The organism is Shewanella sp. 125m-7 (assembly GCF_052977045.1).
In genome coordinates this window covers 1-15,769 of record NZ_JBRILQ010000022.1, presented here as the reverse complement: position 1 = coordinate 15,769, position 15,769 = coordinate 1, and the positions used below count along the sequence as shown (strand labels likewise).

Annotated in this window: 14 protein-coding genes; 12 read left to right on the top strand and 2 right to left on the bottom strand. The window is 44.4% G+C overall.

What is annotated here, in order from left to right:
- Nucleotides 1-438: 438 nt before the first annotated feature.
- The 4 genes from ACVBIL_RS11625 to ACVBIL_RS11610 all read left to right on the top strand — a co-directional run bounded on the left by ACVBIL_RS11625 (nucleotide 439) and on the right by ACVBIL_RS11610 (nucleotide 2,500).
- The gene (locus ACVBIL_RS11625; RefSeq protein WP_447167146.1) at nucleotides 439-672 is read left to right on the top strand and encodes a DUF3820 family protein; all 234 of its coding nucleotides are present in this window, start codon (nucleotides 439-441) and stop codon (nucleotides 670-672) included.
- A gap of 176 nt (nucleotides 673-848) precedes the next feature.
- Complete coding sequence (locus ACVBIL_RS11620) at nucleotides 849-1,151, top strand: NrfJ (protein ID WP_447161181.1); 303 nt, start codon at nucleotides 849-851, stop codon at nucleotides 1,149-1,151.
- 168 nt (nucleotides 1,152-1,319) lie between these two features.
- Nucleotides 1,320-1,820 (top strand): GNAT family N-acetyltransferase, encoded by a 501-nt coding sequence (locus tag ACVBIL_RS11615; RefSeq protein WP_447167145.1) that lies wholly within the window; start codon nucleotides 1,320-1,322, stop codon nucleotides 1,818-1,820.
- A gap of 86 nt (nucleotides 1,821-1,906) precedes the next feature.
- Nucleotides 1,907-2,500 carry a GNAT family N-acetyltransferase gene (locus ACVBIL_RS11610; RefSeq protein ID WP_447167144.1) on the top strand — a complete coding sequence of 198 codons (594 nt, stop codon included), beginning with the start codon at nucleotides 1,907-1,909 and terminating at the stop codon, nucleotides 2,498-2,500.
- Between the two features lie 430 nt (nucleotides 2,501-2,930).
- Here ACVBIL_RS11610 and ACVBIL_RS11605 read toward each other — a convergent pair whose 3' ends face one another.
- Together ACVBIL_RS11605 and ACVBIL_RS11600 are read right to left on the bottom strand one after the other, a co-directional pair.
- Nucleotides 2,931-4,691 carry a bifunctional metallophosphatase/5'-nucleotidase gene (locus tag ACVBIL_RS11605; RefSeq protein ID WP_447167143.1) on the bottom strand — a complete coding sequence of 587 codons (1,761 nt, stop codon included), beginning with the start codon at nucleotides 4,689-4,691 and terminating at the stop codon, nucleotides 2,931-2,933.
- A gap of 260 nt (nucleotides 4,692-4,951) precedes the next feature.
- Nucleotides 4,952-6,049, bottom strand: a complete 1,098-nt coding sequence (locus ACVBIL_RS11600) for a CNNM domain-containing protein (RefSeq protein ID WP_447167142.1) — start codon at nucleotides 6,047-6,049, stop codon at nucleotides 4,952-4,954.
- A gap of 159 nt (nucleotides 6,050-6,208) precedes the next feature.
- On the opposite strand from ACVBIL_RS11600, the gene ACVBIL_RS11595 reads away from it, so the two are divergent.
- The 8 genes from ACVBIL_RS11595 (at nucleotide 6,209) to der (ending at nucleotide 15,084) form a co-directional block, all read left to right on the top strand.
- The gene (locus tag ACVBIL_RS11595) at nucleotides 6,209-7,330 is read left to right on the top strand and encodes a bifunctional tRNA (adenosine(37)-C2)-methyltransferase TrmG/ribosomal RNA large subunit methyltransferase RlmN (RefSeq protein ID WP_447167141.1); all 1,122 of its coding nucleotides are present in this window, start codon (nucleotides 6,209-6,211) and stop codon (nucleotides 7,328-7,330) included.
- Between the two features lie 32 nt (nucleotides 7,331-7,362).
- The gene (gene pilW, locus ACVBIL_RS11590) at nucleotides 7,363-8,151 is read left to right on the top strand and encodes a type IV pilus biogenesis/stability protein PilW (protein WP_447167140.1); all 789 of its coding nucleotides are present in this window, start codon (nucleotides 7,363-7,365) and stop codon (nucleotides 8,149-8,151) included.
- Nucleotides 8,151-9,140, top strand: coding sequence for a RodZ domain-containing protein (locus tag ACVBIL_RS11585; RefSeq protein WP_447167139.1), 990 nt, complete (start codon nucleotides 8,151-8,153; stop codon nucleotides 9,138-9,140). The genes pilW and ACVBIL_RS11585 overlap by 1 nt, the downstream gene beginning before the upstream one ends.
- Nucleotides 9,141-9,162: 22 nt before the next feature.
- A complete protein-coding gene (ispG, locus tag ACVBIL_RS11580; RefSeq protein WP_447167138.1) occupies nucleotides 9,163-10,278 on the top strand; it encodes a flavodoxin-dependent (E)-4-hydroxy-3-methylbut-2-enyl-diphosphate synthase in 1,116 nt (371 codons plus the stop codon).
- Between the two features lie 138 nt (nucleotides 10,279-10,416).
- Nucleotides 10,417-11,691 carry a histidine--tRNA ligase gene (hisS, locus tag ACVBIL_RS11575; RefSeq protein ID WP_447167137.1) on the top strand — a complete coding sequence of 425 codons (1,275 nt, stop codon included), beginning with the start codon at nucleotides 10,417-10,419 and terminating at the stop codon, nucleotides 11,689-11,691.
- A gap of 14 nt (nucleotides 11,692-11,705) precedes the next feature.
- On the top strand, nucleotides 11,706-12,326 hold the full coding sequence (locus ACVBIL_RS11570) for a tetratricopeptide repeat protein (protein ID WP_447167136.1): 621 nt from the start codon (nucleotides 11,706-11,708) through the stop codon (nucleotides 12,324-12,326).
- Nucleotides 12,327-12,337: 11 nt separating this feature from the next.
- Complete coding sequence (gene bamB, locus ACVBIL_RS11565) at nucleotides 12,338-13,525, top strand: outer membrane protein assembly factor BamB (protein ID WP_447167135.1); 1,188 nt, start codon at nucleotides 12,338-12,340, stop codon at nucleotides 13,523-13,525.
- An 86-nt stretch (nucleotides 13,526-13,611) separates the two neighbouring features.
- Nucleotides 13,612-15,084, top strand: a complete 1,473-nt coding sequence (gene der / locus ACVBIL_RS11560; RefSeq protein ID WP_447167134.1) for a ribosome biogenesis GTPase Der — start codon at nucleotides 13,612-13,614, stop codon at nucleotides 15,082-15,084.
- Nucleotides 15,085-15,769 lie beyond the last annotated feature (685 nt).

Below are 15,769 nucleotides of genomic sequence, written 5' to 3'. Positions count from 1 at the left end.
AATCTAGGTCGAATGGCTGCCTTCGTCAACTGTATGATTTTTGACGTTTTTATTCGTGTTGACGAGTGGTGTTTTTTTGACGTTTTGTTCGGTTTTGTTGGTTTTTTGGCGCCAAGTTAAAAGTGTTGCCGATAGTGGTTATTTGTTAAGTTAATTAATTACTTATCTTGACGGGGTTTATAATTATTCAATATATCCGAATAAATACCGGGCTGATTTTCACGTTTAATGGCTCATTAATAAGTTTGGTTATTTCGATGTGATATCGATTGCGCTATTAGTATTACCAAATGGTATATGCAAGTTTTGGCCTGATCTGTTGATAATTTGGCATGGTTACTGACGGAGTCTTTATTAGCGCTGCATTTCCAGAAAACTTTGATAGAATGCGCCGCAATACAAGTTTGGATTAGATAATACTTTAGTGGGGACTCGGTGATGGATGAAAAACTTCTGCTTGAAGCCATTACGCAAAAAATGCCTTTTGGAAAATATGCTGGCAGACGCTTACTGGAACTGCCGGAGCCTTACTTAGTTTGGTTTCACTCACAAGGCTTTCCTGAGGGGAAGTTGGGTCAGCAACTAGCGTTAATGTATGAAGTAAAACTAAATGGGCTTGAAGGTATGTTGCAACCCATATTAGACGAAGCTAAGCGTACAGGCGCTAATTGAGTGATAAATAGACTGTAATTAAGAAAGTTCCGTGATAGGGATTAAAATACTTTGTAATGAGAGTTGGATCTAATAGTTGAATATTGACTCTCTATAGTTGAGACTAATTAGAGATTTATAATCTATTGCATGCTTTAATACTGATGAATTAATAATTTATTTAAAGGAAATTTCCGATGATAGCTAAACTAGTAAAATTGGCTGCGGCAGCAACGTTAGCACTCGGTATCTCTAGCGCATGGGCACAAGGTGTTATGCATGAGGGAACAGTCGTTGATACTATGAATGGCGGCGGTTATACCTACGTACAAATTAAAGAAGCTGACAAAACATTTTGGGCAGCGGGTCCACAGATCGAAGTTAAAAAGGGCGACACTGTTGTTGTTCAAGAGCAGATGTGGATGAACGATTTTAGCAGTAAAACACTAAATCGTACTTTTGATGAGCTACTGTTTGTTGGCCGCATCGATAAGAAGTAATTGTCATTTTAAAGCCATAAGCGGAACCGCTAGGCAGTAAATAATGAACCTTAAATGGCGTAGACTGAGTCTACGCCATTTTCTTTTGTGTCAAACTACCGCAAAATATAGGCTCAATAGCCATATTACCCGCAACCCTCAATCGCCCAAAGTAAGTGAACATTATTCATGCTGAAACTGATCCCTTATCAAAAAAGTTATGCTGCCGATATCTCTGTATTGGCACATAAGGCCATTAATCAGATAAGTGATGATATTTATAGTCTTGATGAAAAAATGGCTTGGTCATTTGCGCCGCGATCACAATATCACTGGCATAAGCGACTATCGCGCTCGCAAACCTGGTTAATGGTTGACGATCAGCCGATAGGGGCAGGGGGCGCTTTTTGCTGTGGTTTTATCAACCTCGAAACTCAATTTAATAGTCGTGGCTATATCGACAGTCTCTATGTACATCCGGACTATCAAGGGCAAGGCATCGCCAAGTCGCTGTATAAAGCACTAGCCTTATGGGCAACTGAGCATAACTATCCTGAGTTGTTTGTTGATGCATCTAAACTCTCTAAGCCCTTATTTGAGTCGGAGGGCTTTAAGTTGAGGCACCGTAGTTATCAAGAAAAACGAGGCGTGGTGATAATGGGGTTTTACATGAGTTTGAACATGAATTAGCACATTAGCTTTAACATGGCTGAGCACATCAGTTAGTAAGGGAGCTTGCAAAGGATTTAGTTGCAATGTTGAAAAGGAATAACAGCATGAATAAGCCGATAATTCAGGTGCGGCCATTTACGAATGATGATGTGTCGCAGCTCGCTCAAGTTTTTCACTTAAGCATTAATCTCGGTACAGGCTCTCATTATAACGAGCAACAACGTGCAGTCTGGTCACCGACGATACGCAGTGATGAAGCTTGGCTTGAGCGTTTAGCGGGGACATTGACTTGGGTTGCTGAAATCGAACGGCAGGTCGTAGCTTTTATAAATTTAAAGAATGTCAGAGCATACAATCTTGGAAGTATTTTGGACGATAGCGCCGAAATTGATAGCTCGTTAGAGGTTGTAGATAAGCCGGGCGCTAATCTTGCTAGTAATAAAGCTCCGCTCACCGCAGAGGTTGATTGCCTATTTGTTCATCCAGATTTCAGCGGCACTGGCATTGCGAGTGCGCTATATCAGACGCTTGAGGCTCAAGCATTAGATTTAGATTTAGTGCAATTGACGGTCGAAGCGTCTTATTTAGCTAAGCCTTTTTTTGAGCGGTTTGGGTTTCACACCAAATGCCAAAATAGTCATCAACGAGGTGAGCAAGTGCTAGTGAATTTCAGTATGACTAAAGATTTAATTAAGTGACAACACAAGTTAGCGATTAAAGCACCGATTTGACTGGGAGCGAACAGGCCTTTGCTTACTCATCTTTTATTGAGTCTGGTATAGCGAGTGTATGGCTAATACGGCTTGAGTTTGAGCTAAGGGCAAGGCGGAACATTGCCCATAACGACTCAAGTTAACGCCTTTATATACCCAAGCAACCTGAAGATGCAGGGTTCAGTGGGAATTTAATGCGCTTTAAGCAAGGCGTTGATTGCAGTTAATGCTTGTTCCCTTAGCAAGATCAATAACGCAGCAGAAAGTGCATTAAAACCCATCGAAGAAGGCTTTGCGCAAGCCCACTTCGTTGTTGCACTAGCTTAAAAGGGAGTTACCATTCCTACGCTAATACGCCTAGAATTGAACTCGCGCAAGGCCTCTGAAATGAGCATGTTCAAGTCGTTTGGGTATATCAAGGGTGATTGTGGCTAGTGTAATAAACCTGTGGTTCCAAGATTTCATCCAGCGCTTGCGCTTTGCTAATAAAGCGAATAAAGGCCCCTGGTAGAGTTAACCCTTCGATATCCTTTTGCCAATTAGCTTGCAAGATGGGGAAGTAACCTTCTTTACCCGATGCGGTATAAGAAGATGAAACGCCCGTGTAATAAGCATCGGCGTCCAGAGGTAACCATAGTTGTTTACCCTCTACAATACGCAGTACTTCCAGTTTAATAATACGTTGCCCTAACGCTTGCCTGCCATCATAAAAGTATTTCAAACCATAGGTATAAGGGAAGCTACCTGCGCCAGTACCTATGACACTGTTATTGGTTGCAGCATTAATCGCAGACTCTAACATTTGAAATAGATACAGACCTTGGATCTCATACCTTACGAGGGGAATATCAAATGGCAGAATACGACCAACCACTTCCGCTAAGCTAACATCCCCTTTATCAAGAGATTGACGCACCCCACCGGCATTATGTAGCGCGAAGTCGACATTGATCCCTAACTCATGGGTTTCTTGATACATACTTCGACTAACCCAAGGCGCTATTTCACTGCCATGGGGTAAGGCCTTACTCGGTAAGCGGGTATGAACTAGGTTTTTGGGCACAAAGCCCAATATTTTGTTATTCAACGCATCTAGGCTAGGGCGATATTTTTGTAAAATTCTCGCTTGTACCTGACTATCTTCACCGTCCCATAATATGAGTGGATGAGATGCTAATGTTTGTCGTACATTTACGTAATCTTGTGGGCTCACATCATTTGATGCTTGCAGAATAAACTGCTGATCTAACATGAAGTAGTTACCACCAGAAAGACTGATGACCTTGCCGTAGGCATCAAAGGTGATATCGGCGAGTCCTAACGTTTCAGCGTATTTCCCCGCATGCACAATCGCTGTGTCATTGATACATTCGCCGTAAGGCATATCAGACAAGCCAAGCGCGCTAAAGTCGCCTTGTAGCGTATGTGAGTGGCCACCAACAATAACGCTGATGCCATCGACTTCAGTCGCTAATTCTCTATCTTGAGCGAGACCTAAATGGCTAAGCACAATAATATGCTCAATACCGGCGGCTTTTAGCTGCGATACTGTGCGCTTGGTGGTCTCTATAGCGTTAATAAAATGAGTGTCTTCGTCTGGCCCCGCAATTTCTTTCATTTGATCAAGAGTGATACCAAAAGTCGCCACTTGCTTGTCGCCCAATGGTTTAAGCAGCACTTTCGCCGTTTGCGTCTGTGGGTCAAAATCAAGTAAGTTGCGATGGTTAGCTAGGCGCGCCGGTTTGTGCTGACACTCTTGGCTAAGGTCCATATTGCCTGCGAGAAGCGGAAAATTAATATCGTTAAGAAAATCGAGCACCGGCTCGTTACCGGCGTCTATTTCATGATTGCCGAGCACCATGGCGTCAGGTTCAAGCATATTCAATAAGTCTGAATTGGCCTTACCTTTAAATTCATTGAAGTAAAGCGTGCCTTGAAAACTGTCGCCACCATGCAGGAAGAGAAAATCTTGTTGACTGTCTTTGGCCGCTATTTTTGCTTGCTTGAGCTGATACGCAATTCGGGCGTAACCACCAGTATGGCTATAAAGAGTCAGCTCTTTTTGTTGCTCATAAATCGTAAACTGAATACGGTTTGCATCGAAGTGAGAGTGGGTGTCATTTATGTGGGCAAGTTTTAATTTATATTGCTCTATTTTAGTTTGTACAGTTGTCATCTTATTCCTCTGGACCAAACAAGGATTATAGCACGGGCGGTATAAATAATAACAAGGAGATTTTGTGCGGTTTTAAAGAACCAGATGTACTGAACTGGGTGCCAAAGAGTTAAAAGATAGACAGGAGTGATACTAGGTGATGTTGGTAGAGGAGGTGCATGAAGCGCTAGTATGGTGTATTGGAGGTATTAAAAAAGGGAGCCAAGCTCCCTTTTTTTGACGTCTAATGAACAGCGTCGTTAATACACAAAGATCAGATGTTAGCTAGATTTAGGCTTCTCTTGTTCTGATTTTTTTTCTTGTTCGAAATCGCCATCATCAGACAACACTATGCCTTTGTCTTTCATGCGGCGGTTCCATAACTTACGTGCAAATTGTTGCATGTCAGCTACTTGATCATTCGAGTCAACAATTTCAAGCCCTAGGAGTGACTCAACGATATCTTCTAAGGTAACAATACCTTCGTTAGAACCGTATTCATCAACCACCATAGCAATCTTGGTATTACGCTTAATCATTAACTCAAAAAGAGGCAAAATCTTGGCAGTCTCAGGGATCACCAATAAACTCTTTTTAAGTACAGCAATCGACTCTTTTGGAGTGTTACGCTCGGCAAGTAAAATATCGTTTCTATTAACGTAGCCGATAATATTATCAGGGTCTTCGTCATACACAGGAATTCGAGTAAACGGCTTTGAGATAAATCGTTTAGCAAACTCATCTTGAGTCAAATCAATAGGCAACCTAAACATGACCGTTCTTGGCGTCATGATCGCAGTAACAGGCATCTCTTTAACTGACAGCATTTGAGTCAAAATCTTCGACTCTTGCTCATCGAGTTCCCCAGATGCTCGACCAATCTCAGCCATTGCACTCATTTCTTGACGAATATACTGACCTTCATCGCCTTTACCCATTAACTGAGTAACCTGCTTAGACATCCAAATGAGAGGTAAAGTACCACGTTCCATCCAAACTAATGCGATAGAAACAGCAGGAGCTAGTGAGCGCCAGTAGTTTGCACCCAATGTTTTAGGAATGATCTCAGAGAAAAAGAGAATTAAGAAGGTAAGAACACCAGAAAATACGCCTAGCATCTCATCGCCAAATACCTTAGCGGCTTGTGCACCAGCAACAGCAGCACCAACGGTGTGCGCGATAGTGTTAAGCGTAAGAATAGAAACGAGAGGAGATTCAACATTCTCTTTTTGCTTACGTAACCGGTTAGCTGCACCTGGGTTGGTGCTCGATAACGAGGCAATATAACTTGGTGTAACAGAAAGCAATACAGCTTCAAATACACTACAAAGAAAAGAGACTGTAATCGCGACTAATATTATAATGATAAGGGTTATCATAAAGGTGAAATTACACCTCCAAATGGCAGACCAGAAGTAGTCTGCGCGGATTCTAGCACAGGTTTTTAACTTTGGTGAGAGGCCGCTGGCTAATATTTGTTAAGATCTGTATAATTCGCCGCCCACAAGCTGGTTTTAGGTTTTTTGAGGTTAGACAAAATGAGTGAAAAGAAGATCAATTTATTGAATCTTGATCGTAAAGCATTAAGAGCGCTATTTACCGAAATGGGTGAAAAGCCATTCCGTGCTGATCAGTTGATGAAATGGATTTATCACTTTGGCGTCAGTGACTTCGAAGAAATGACTAACATTAACAAAGTATTGCGAGCAAAGCTTGCTGCTAAATGTGAAATTGTGGCGCCTGAGATTTCAAGCTATCAAAAATCGATTGATGGTACGATTAAGTTCGCCATTAACGTTGGCGACGGTCAAGAAGTTGAGACGGTTTACATCCCTGAAGAAGACCGTGCAACTTTGTGCGTATCATCACAAGTTGGTTGTGCGCTTGAATGTACTTTCTGCTCAACCGCGCAGCAAGGCTTTAACCGTAACCTAACTGTTGCTGAAATCGTTGGCCAGATATGGCGCGTTGCTGACTTTATCGGCTTCGTTAAAGACACTGGCGATCGTCCTATTACCAACGTGGTAATGATGGGCATGGGTGAGCCATTGCTTAACCTTAAGAATGTGATCCCAGCGATGGATATCATGTTAGATGACTTTGGTTTTAGCTTATCTAAGCGTCGCGTCACGCTATCGACATCGGGTGTCGTGCCTGCATTAGATATACTAGGTGATGCATTAGATGTTGCATTGGCAGTGAGCATTCACGCGCCAAATGACGAGCTTCGTGATGTGCTTGTACCCGTCAATAAAAAGTATCCACTAGAAGAGTTCCTAGCGGGCATTCGTCGTTACATTGCGAAATCAAATGCAAACCGTGGCCGCGTAACGGTAGAATATGTCATGCTCGATCATATTAACGATAGTACTGATCAAGCACACGAGCTGGCTAAATTGATGAAAGATACGCCTTGTAAGGTGAACTTGATTCCATTTAACCCTTATCCTGGTTCTCCATATGGCCGTTCATCTAACTCTCGTATTGATAGATTCTCGAAAGTCTTGATGGAATATGGTCTTACGGTTATTGTGCGTAAGACTCGTGGTGATGATATCGACGCAGCATGTGGTCAGCTAGCGGGTGATATTCGCGATAGAACTAAGCGTTTAGCGAAAAAACAAATGCAACAGAGCCAAATTTCAGTCACAATGAACTAACTCTTTGTATCTACAGGTAGATGGGCGCAACAATGAATCAGAGTAAGCTGGTGTTGCCACTGGTATTAATCGTGTCATCTATGGTGACAACGGGGTGCGTGACCCAAGATACCTATGCAGGGACCGATATCCCTGTCTCTGAACGTAAAGTCGATAAGGTTTCCGCTGCACGTCAACGGATACAACTCGGCTTAACCTATCTACAAAAAGGCAATAGTGAACAAGCCAAAGCTAACCTCGATCGAGCGTTGGCTTTTGCTCCAAATTTGGAAGAAGTGCATATTGCCTTTGCTTATTACTATCAATCCGTAGGTGAGCTAGAGAAAACAGAACAAGCATACAGAAAAGCGATAAATGCGAGTGACGCCACGGGTGACTCGTACAATAACTTCGGTGCTTTTTTGTGTCAGCAGGGTAACTATGCTGAATCAGAAAAGATGTTTCTCAAAGCGATTGCTCAACCTCTGTATACTCGCTCGGCGTCCACCTATGAAAATTTAGGTATTTGTAGTCGTAAAGCGGGAAAAATTAGCCAAGCGAAAAAATATTTTGCAATGGCGCTGCAGTACGACTCTAGACGACGTACCTCTCTTATTGAATTGACCGAGATCGATTTAGAAGAGGGTGAGTATGTTGATGCTAGAGAACAGTTATCTCGTTACCATAGGGTAACGGCAGAGTCTGCAACCAGTCTGTCGCTCGGGATTAAAATTGAACAAGGTTTGAATGACGAAAATGCGGTAAGACGATTCGGTATCTTATTGCTGGCAAAGTTTCCGCAGTCGATTCAGGCCAAAGAATATCGGGCTAGTATGCATTAATGAAAAATGAACAGAATCAAGAGCCCAATGTAGATAATGAAAGCCTAGTGGATGAGCCGACGCTCACACTGGGCGTTTTGCTAAAAACAGCCCGAGAAAACAAAGGGCTGTCGGTAGAGGCGGTTGCATCACAATTGCATTTACGTCCTGTTATCATTCAACAGATTGAGGCTGACAATTTACAACAAGTGGGCGCCGCAACTTACGTGCGAGGCTATGTGAAAAACTATGCCCGTACAGTGCAAGCGGATCCATTTATCGTGCAAGCGTGCTTGGATAAGCAGCTTGAGAGCGAAGAAAAACCGTCAATGCAAAGCTTTTCACGCAAAACGACTCGCCAGGCCCGCGACGGTCGCCTGATGGCGCTGACCTATATCATCGTATTTATATTACTTGGCCTGATGGTCTGGTGGTGGTTTCAAAAGTCCTCAATGGACGCTGCGGTCGATTACTCACAGCCTACTGTTGAAGAGGTGGCCGCCTCGGTTGAAGTGGGTCTTCCTAGTCGTACAGAGGCAATACTTGTCGATAACCGCGATTCAGGTGTTGAGCAAACCAGCGCCACTATTATTGATGAGCCATCTGCAAGTGTTACAGCGGGAGGGCAAGACACACTATCTGCGGCTTCAAATGACGCTATTGCTAATGAGTCTACTGCGAATGGCTCTGTGTCCAATGACATCGCATTGCCAGCTACAGCGCAGGCTCAGACGTCAACTAGCGATGACAATAGCGGCATAGGTTCTACTCTCACGCTAAACTTAACCGGTGACTGCTGGATAAAAGTGGCCGATGCCAATGGCAAAGTCTTGGTTAGCGATCTTAGCAAAGCCGGCAGCGAACTTATTCTTAATGGGGCAGAGCCATTTTCGGTAACGTTAGGCGCTCCGCAAGTAGTCAATATCAAACTAAATGGTAAAGCGATTAGTTTGCAGCAGTATCCTAGCGGTAAGGTGGCAAGAATGACATTGCCATTCGCTGGACAATAACCGATCACAGAGCACAAAGACGATGTATAACGAATCTCCTATTATTAGACGCAAATCAAGCCGTATCTATGTTGGCAACGTTCCTATTGGTGACGGCGCACCGATTGCGGTGCAGTCGATGACCAATACACGTACTACCGATGTTGAAGCGACGGTTGCACAAATTAGAGCGTTAGAAAAGGTCGGTGCTGACATTGTTCGCGTATCTGTGCCAACAATGGACGCGGCAGAAGCCTTTAAGCTGATCAAGCAACAAACGAATATCCCGTTAATTGCCGACATTCATTTTGACTACCGTATCGCTCTAAAAGTGGCAGAGTACGGCGTGGACTGCCTGCGTATTAACCCGGGTAATATCGGTAACGAAGAGCGTATTCGCAGTGTCGTTGAATGCGCCCGTGATAAAAATATTCCCATTCGAATTGGTGTGAATGGTGGTTCATTAGAGAAAGATCTAATGGATAAGTATAAAGAGCCAACACCAGAAGCCCTGCTCGAATCAGCAATGCGCCATGTGGATATTCTTGACCGTTTAAACTTCGATCAGTTTAAGGTCAGTGTAAAAGCCTCAGACGTATTTTTAGCGGTTGAGTCTTACCGTTTGTTGGCTAAACAAATCATTCAGCCACTGCACCTCGGTATCACCGAAGCGGGTGGCGCACGCGCGGGTTCAGTCAAGTCAGCGGTTGGTCTTGGTATGTTGCTTGCTGACGGTATTGGTGACACGCTACGTATTTCGCTGGCAGCGGACCCAATCGAAGAGATTAAAGTCGGCTTTGATATTCTTAAATCACTGCGCATTCGTTCACGCGGGATTAACTTTATTGCTTGTCCATCGTGTTCACGCCAAGAGTTTGATGTGATATCAACGGTTAATGAGCTTGAGCAACGTCTTGAAGATATCGTAACGCCAATGGATGTGTCGATTATTGGTTGTGTGGTTAATGGACCCGGTGAAGCCCTAGTGTCAGATATTGGTTTGACCGGTGGCAATCGCATGAGCGGTTATTATGCTGACGGAGTGCGTCAAAAAGAGCGTTTCGACAACAACAATATCGTTGATTCTTTAGAAGCGAAAATTCGTGCTAAAGCGGCGATAGTAGCAGGTCGTATTCCGGCTCAAGATTTAAATAAGTAAGTACAATGTCATCACAAGCCAGCTCTGCGGGCTTGTGATTTTTTATGGGTGAATGCACCTGTTGTACGTTTAGTCTCGAAACGCCTATAATGCGAGGCGTTTTTTAATTTTTATTTAGCAAATTTGACGAGTCGAACAGTGGCAAAACAGATCCAAGCGATTCGCGGAATGAATGACATTCTGCCTACTCAAAGTCCTTTATGGCAAAAACTTGAAACCGTACTACGTGAAACCGTAGGTTCATACGGTTACAGCGAAATTCGTACTCCTATCGTTGAAAGTACAGATCTCTTTAAGCGCTCTATCGGTGAAGTAACTGATATTGTTGAAAAAGAGATGTATACCTTTGAAGATAGAAACGGTGATAGCTTAACGCTACGTCCAGAAGGCACTGCCTCAACCGTTCGCGCGGGTAATGAGCACGGTTTGCTATACAACCAAGAGCAACGTCTTTGGTATATGGGCCCAATGTTCCGCCACGAACGTCCGCAAAAAGGTCGTTATCGTCAATTCCACCAGTTTGGCGTTGAAGTGTATGGCATCCCAACTGCAGATATCGATGCTGAAGTATTGATGCTATCTGCCAAGCTATGGGAAAAACTCGGTATTACCGAGCATGTGACCCTAGAGCTAAACACCTTAGGCGATGTTGAAGAGCGCGCGGCTTACCGTGATGCTTTGATTGCGTTCTTAGAGCAGCATAAAGACGTATTAGACGAAGATAGCCAACGTCGTATGTACAGCAACCCGTTACGTGTTCTGGACTCGAAAAACGCAGATGTACAGGCGCTTTTGGCCGATGCGCCAGTGTTAATGGATTATTTTGGTGAAGACACGCGTTCACATTTTTCACATTTATGTGAACTCTTAGAGGCTGTCGGTATCCAATACACAATCAATCCTCGCCTAGTGCGTGGTTTGGATTATTATAATCGCACTGTTTTTGAGTGGGTGACATCAAGCTTAGGTTCGCAAGGCACTGTATTAGCCGGTGGACGTTACGATGGGCTTGTAGGGCAGCTTGGCGGCAAGCCAACACCTGCGGTAGGTTTTGCAATGGGTCTTGAGCGTATTGTATTACTGCTAGAAACCCTAGAGCTAGACAAAGACATTGGCCCTGCTGTTGATGTATATGTAACAGCAATGGGTGACAATTGCCGAGTTGAGGCGTTTAAAATCGCCCAAGAACTAAGAGCAAACTTGCCTAACGCTAAAGTCATGAGTCACTGTGGTGGCGGTAACTTTAAGAAGCAGATGAAGCGAGCTGATAAGAGCGGTGCCGCAGTAGCATTAGTGATTGGCGAAGATGAACTTGCCAATAACCAGGTTGCAGTGAAACACCTTCGTGAAGATAAAGCACAAGAATTGGTTGCCCGTGACGCATTGGCGACTTATATTGCAGAACTGATTTAAAAGGGGAAGACTAAGTGGATATCTATAGCACAGAAGAGCAACAAGTAGATGCTATCAAACAGTTCTGGAAAGATTACGGTACTTCAGTTGTTGTGGGTGCCGTTGTTGGTTTAGGTGGATTATTCGGTTGGAACTATTATTCTGACCATCAAGTGGCTCAAGCTGAAGCCGCTTCTGAGTCATTCCAAGCATTGAGCACGCAAAATAGCGCGGACGCTGCTATGTTAGTGTCGGCTGAAAACTTTGCTAAAGAGCACGGTCAAAAAGGCTATCAATCACTACTTGAGCTATTAGTGGCCAAGTCAGCAGTTGAAGCCGGCGATCTAGAAAAAGCAGAAACAACGCTAAAGACTGTGATTGCAACCAATGTTGATAGCAGTATTGTACTGCTTGCCACTATGCGTTTAGCGCGAGTACAAGCTGAGCAAGGTCAATATGCGACAGCGATTACCACATTAGATCAAGTTACCGATCCAGCATCGAAGGCTCAAAGAGATGAGCTGAAAGGTGATTTCTTAGTACGCCAAGGTGAAACAGAAAAGGCAAAGGTTGCCTATCAAACTGCGGTAGATAATGGTGGCACTATGACGAGTCCAACATTACAAATGAAGCTTGATAATCTGAACAAGGCATAAGGAATCTGCCCATGAAGTCTTGGTGCAAAACACTGCTCGCATGCGGCATGAGCATAGGTATGTTATCTGCCTGTTCATCTAGCGATGTAGAAGAAGAACCGATTACACCACTTAGCGAAATTGAAGCGAGTGTATTTCCTGAAGTTAGCTGGAGTGCAAACGTTGGGAATGGGGTAGGTGACTATTATTCTCGCCTACGTCCAGCGGCGCGTTATGACAAACTGTTTGTTGCGGACCGTTACGGTAAAGTCGAAGCGTTTGACGAAGTAACGGGTGAGCGTGTTTGGCAAAATGACTTTAGTTCAGCATTTAGAGATAATGCCTTAGCTAAAAACAAAGGCGCACGTCTAGCGGGTGGGGTAACTGCTGCTCGTGACAAGATTTTTGTGGGCGGAGAAAGCGGCCTGTTAGCGGCTTTTGATGCAGCGACAGGCGAAGCCGTTTGGCATGTTATTGCCGGTGGCGAGTTATTATCAGCGCCTACAGTCGGCGAAGACGTTGTTGTGGTAAACACAGGTGCAGGTACGTTAGAAGCGTTCGACGTGGAAGACGGTACTCAGCAATGGGTTTATGAGAATCAATTACCGACCTTGACCCTACGTGGTACAGGTTCAGCTTCATATGACGCCGGTGGATTCTTTGTTGGCACCGCTGATGGTAAAATCGCAGTAGTCATTAAAAATAACGGCCAAGCTGCTTGGGAACAAGCTATCTATACACCGACGGGAGGCAATGAGTTTTCTCGTATGGCCGATATAGATATGAAGCCGTTGTTAGTAGGCGAAAATCTATACGCTGTTAGTTATAATGGCAATTTAGTGTCGATGGAAATGCGAACGGGTCGCGTGGTTTGGTCACGTAGCTATTCAAGTTTCCATGAGCTCGCTTATTCGGGCGCAAGCCTATTTGTGGTCGACGATCACAGCCGCATTTATTCTGTTGATAGACGAAATGGTCTAGAGTTATGGAATAATGCAGAACTTGCTAACCGTAGTTTAACCGCGCCAGTCGTGTTTAAAGATTACGTAGTAGTAGGTGATTTTGAGGGGTATCTTCACTTCCTAAACAAGTCAGACGGTCAAATCGTTGGACGAGTAGAAGTCGATAGCTCTGGTTTATACAGTCAGCCATTGGTGGTTAATGACAACCTATATGTGCAGACTCGTGGTGGACAAGTGGTTCGAGTAACACTTCCGTAAGCCCAAGTCGTTAGAGATGATAAGGCCCCTGGATGTGTATCTGGGGGCTTTTTAGTTATTAGAAATAGAGTAATAGAGGCAATTAAATGATTCCTGTTGTGGCCCTTGTAGGGCGACCAAACGTTGGTAAGTCGACCCTTTTTAACCGACTTACCCGTACCAGAGATGCGCTTGTAGCTGACTTTCCGGGATTAACTCGTGATCGTAAATATGGCCGAGCACATCTTGCAGGTTATGAGTTCATCGTAGTTGATACCGGCGGTATTGACGGCACTGAAGAAGGGATTGAAACTCGCATGGCCGAGCAGTCTCTTGCTGCTATTGAAGAAGCCGATGTGGTGCTCTTTTTGACCGACGCGCGCGCCGGTCTAACTGCAGCCGATCTTGCGATTGCTCAACATTTACGTAGCCGTGAAAAAACAACTTTCGTTGTTGCTAACAAAGTTGATGGTATCGATGCGGATTCAGCTTGTGCAGAGTTCTGGTCACTAGGTCTTGGTGAAGTTTACCAAATGGCTGCGGCTCAAGGTCGTGGCGTAACCAACATGATCGAATATTCGTTAGCACCTTACGCAGAAGCGATGGGTATCGTTAAGCAAGAAGACGGTGATGACGAAGAAGAAGAGCGTGAGTACACTGAAGAGCAAGCGGAGGCAGATCAAAAGCGTCTGCAAGACTTGCCAATCAAGCTTGCGATTATCGGTAAGCCAAACGTAGGTAAATCAACGCTAACTAACCGAATCTTGGGTGAAGAGCGTGTTGTGGTTTATGACGAGCCAGGTACGACTCGTGACAGTATTTACATTCCTATGGAGCGTCAAGGCCGTGAATACGTGCTAATTGACACTGCTGGTGTACGCCGCCGTGCAAAAGTACATGAAACCGTAGAGAAGTTTTCTGTTATTAAAACCCTTAAAGCGGTTGAAGACAGTAACGTCGTGCTATTGGTTATTGATGCCCGCGAAGGTATTGCCGAGCAAGATTTAGGTCTATTAGGTTTCGTGTTAAACGCAGGCCGTGCATTGGTGATTGCCGTCAACAAGTGGGACGGAATCGACCAGAATGTTAAAGACCACGTGAAGAAAGAACTTGATCGCCGTTTAGGCTTTATCGATTTCGCTCGCATTCACTTTATCTCTGCACTTCACGGAACCGGTGTTGGACATCTGTTTGAGTCAATCGAAGAAGCGTATGACAGTGCAACGCGCCGCGTAAGTACGTCAATGCTGACGCGTATCATGCAGATGTCACAAGACGATCACCAGCCACCATTGGTTAACGGCCGCCGCGTTAAGCTCAAATACGCTCACGCCGGTGGTTACAACCCTCCAATCGTGGTTGTACACGGTAATCAGGTTAAGAAGCTTCCAGACTCTTACAAGCGTTATATGATGAACTACTTCCGTCGTTCATTAAAAGTGATTGGTACACCAATCCAGTTACGCTTCCAAGAAGGTGGCAACCCGTTTGAGGGCCTGAACACCAAGAAGCTAACCGTGAGCCAAGAGCGTCGTCGTAAGCGTATGGTGGGTCATATTCGCGATAAGAATAAAGATTAGACTCTCTGTTTGTAGAGAGTTTGCCGATTAGCAAGGCTTAGGTTTTGCTAGTCAGTAAAATAGTCCAAAATGACTTTTAAAAGGAACCTCAGGGTTCCTTTTTTGTTTGCCCAGCAAAGCTGGCAAACCCGACAGCTTGAAAGAAAGCAGTATCACCCTGACTAAGGGGAAGATGATCCGAATGGCAAGGGCGTTACTGGCTAACGGTAGGGTCTGACAGATATATTGCTCCTGCAATATCTGCATTTCCATCATCCATGATGGTCAAGGAAGCCATAGGAAGTAAGGTGTACACAACTAACCGTAACCTGTTTCGGCGGTATAGGTGGGTAAGCGTCCGAAATAGCGCGAAGCCCACTCTTTATGATAAGAAAGTTAGTCAGACCTAAATTGTTAGTGAGGGTGACTGATGTTATTGAAAATAGTCTTACAGGGAGTCAGTGTAATAACTGGGGAAGCCTGGCATCAGTTCCAGCGTTGGGTTGGAGGCATTATTTCAAGAGGTGACTCAAGGATAGTGTTGGTGTGAGGTGGCAGATGAACCCGTAGTAGTGAGTAAGGCTAGGCCTTTGGCAAATATATTGCTCCTGCAATATTTGCATTTCCGCCATATATGGACCCATCCAGTTTGCAAGATGTTTGATATCAATTTTGAGAAGAGTTCATTGCACCCATATATTCGGCC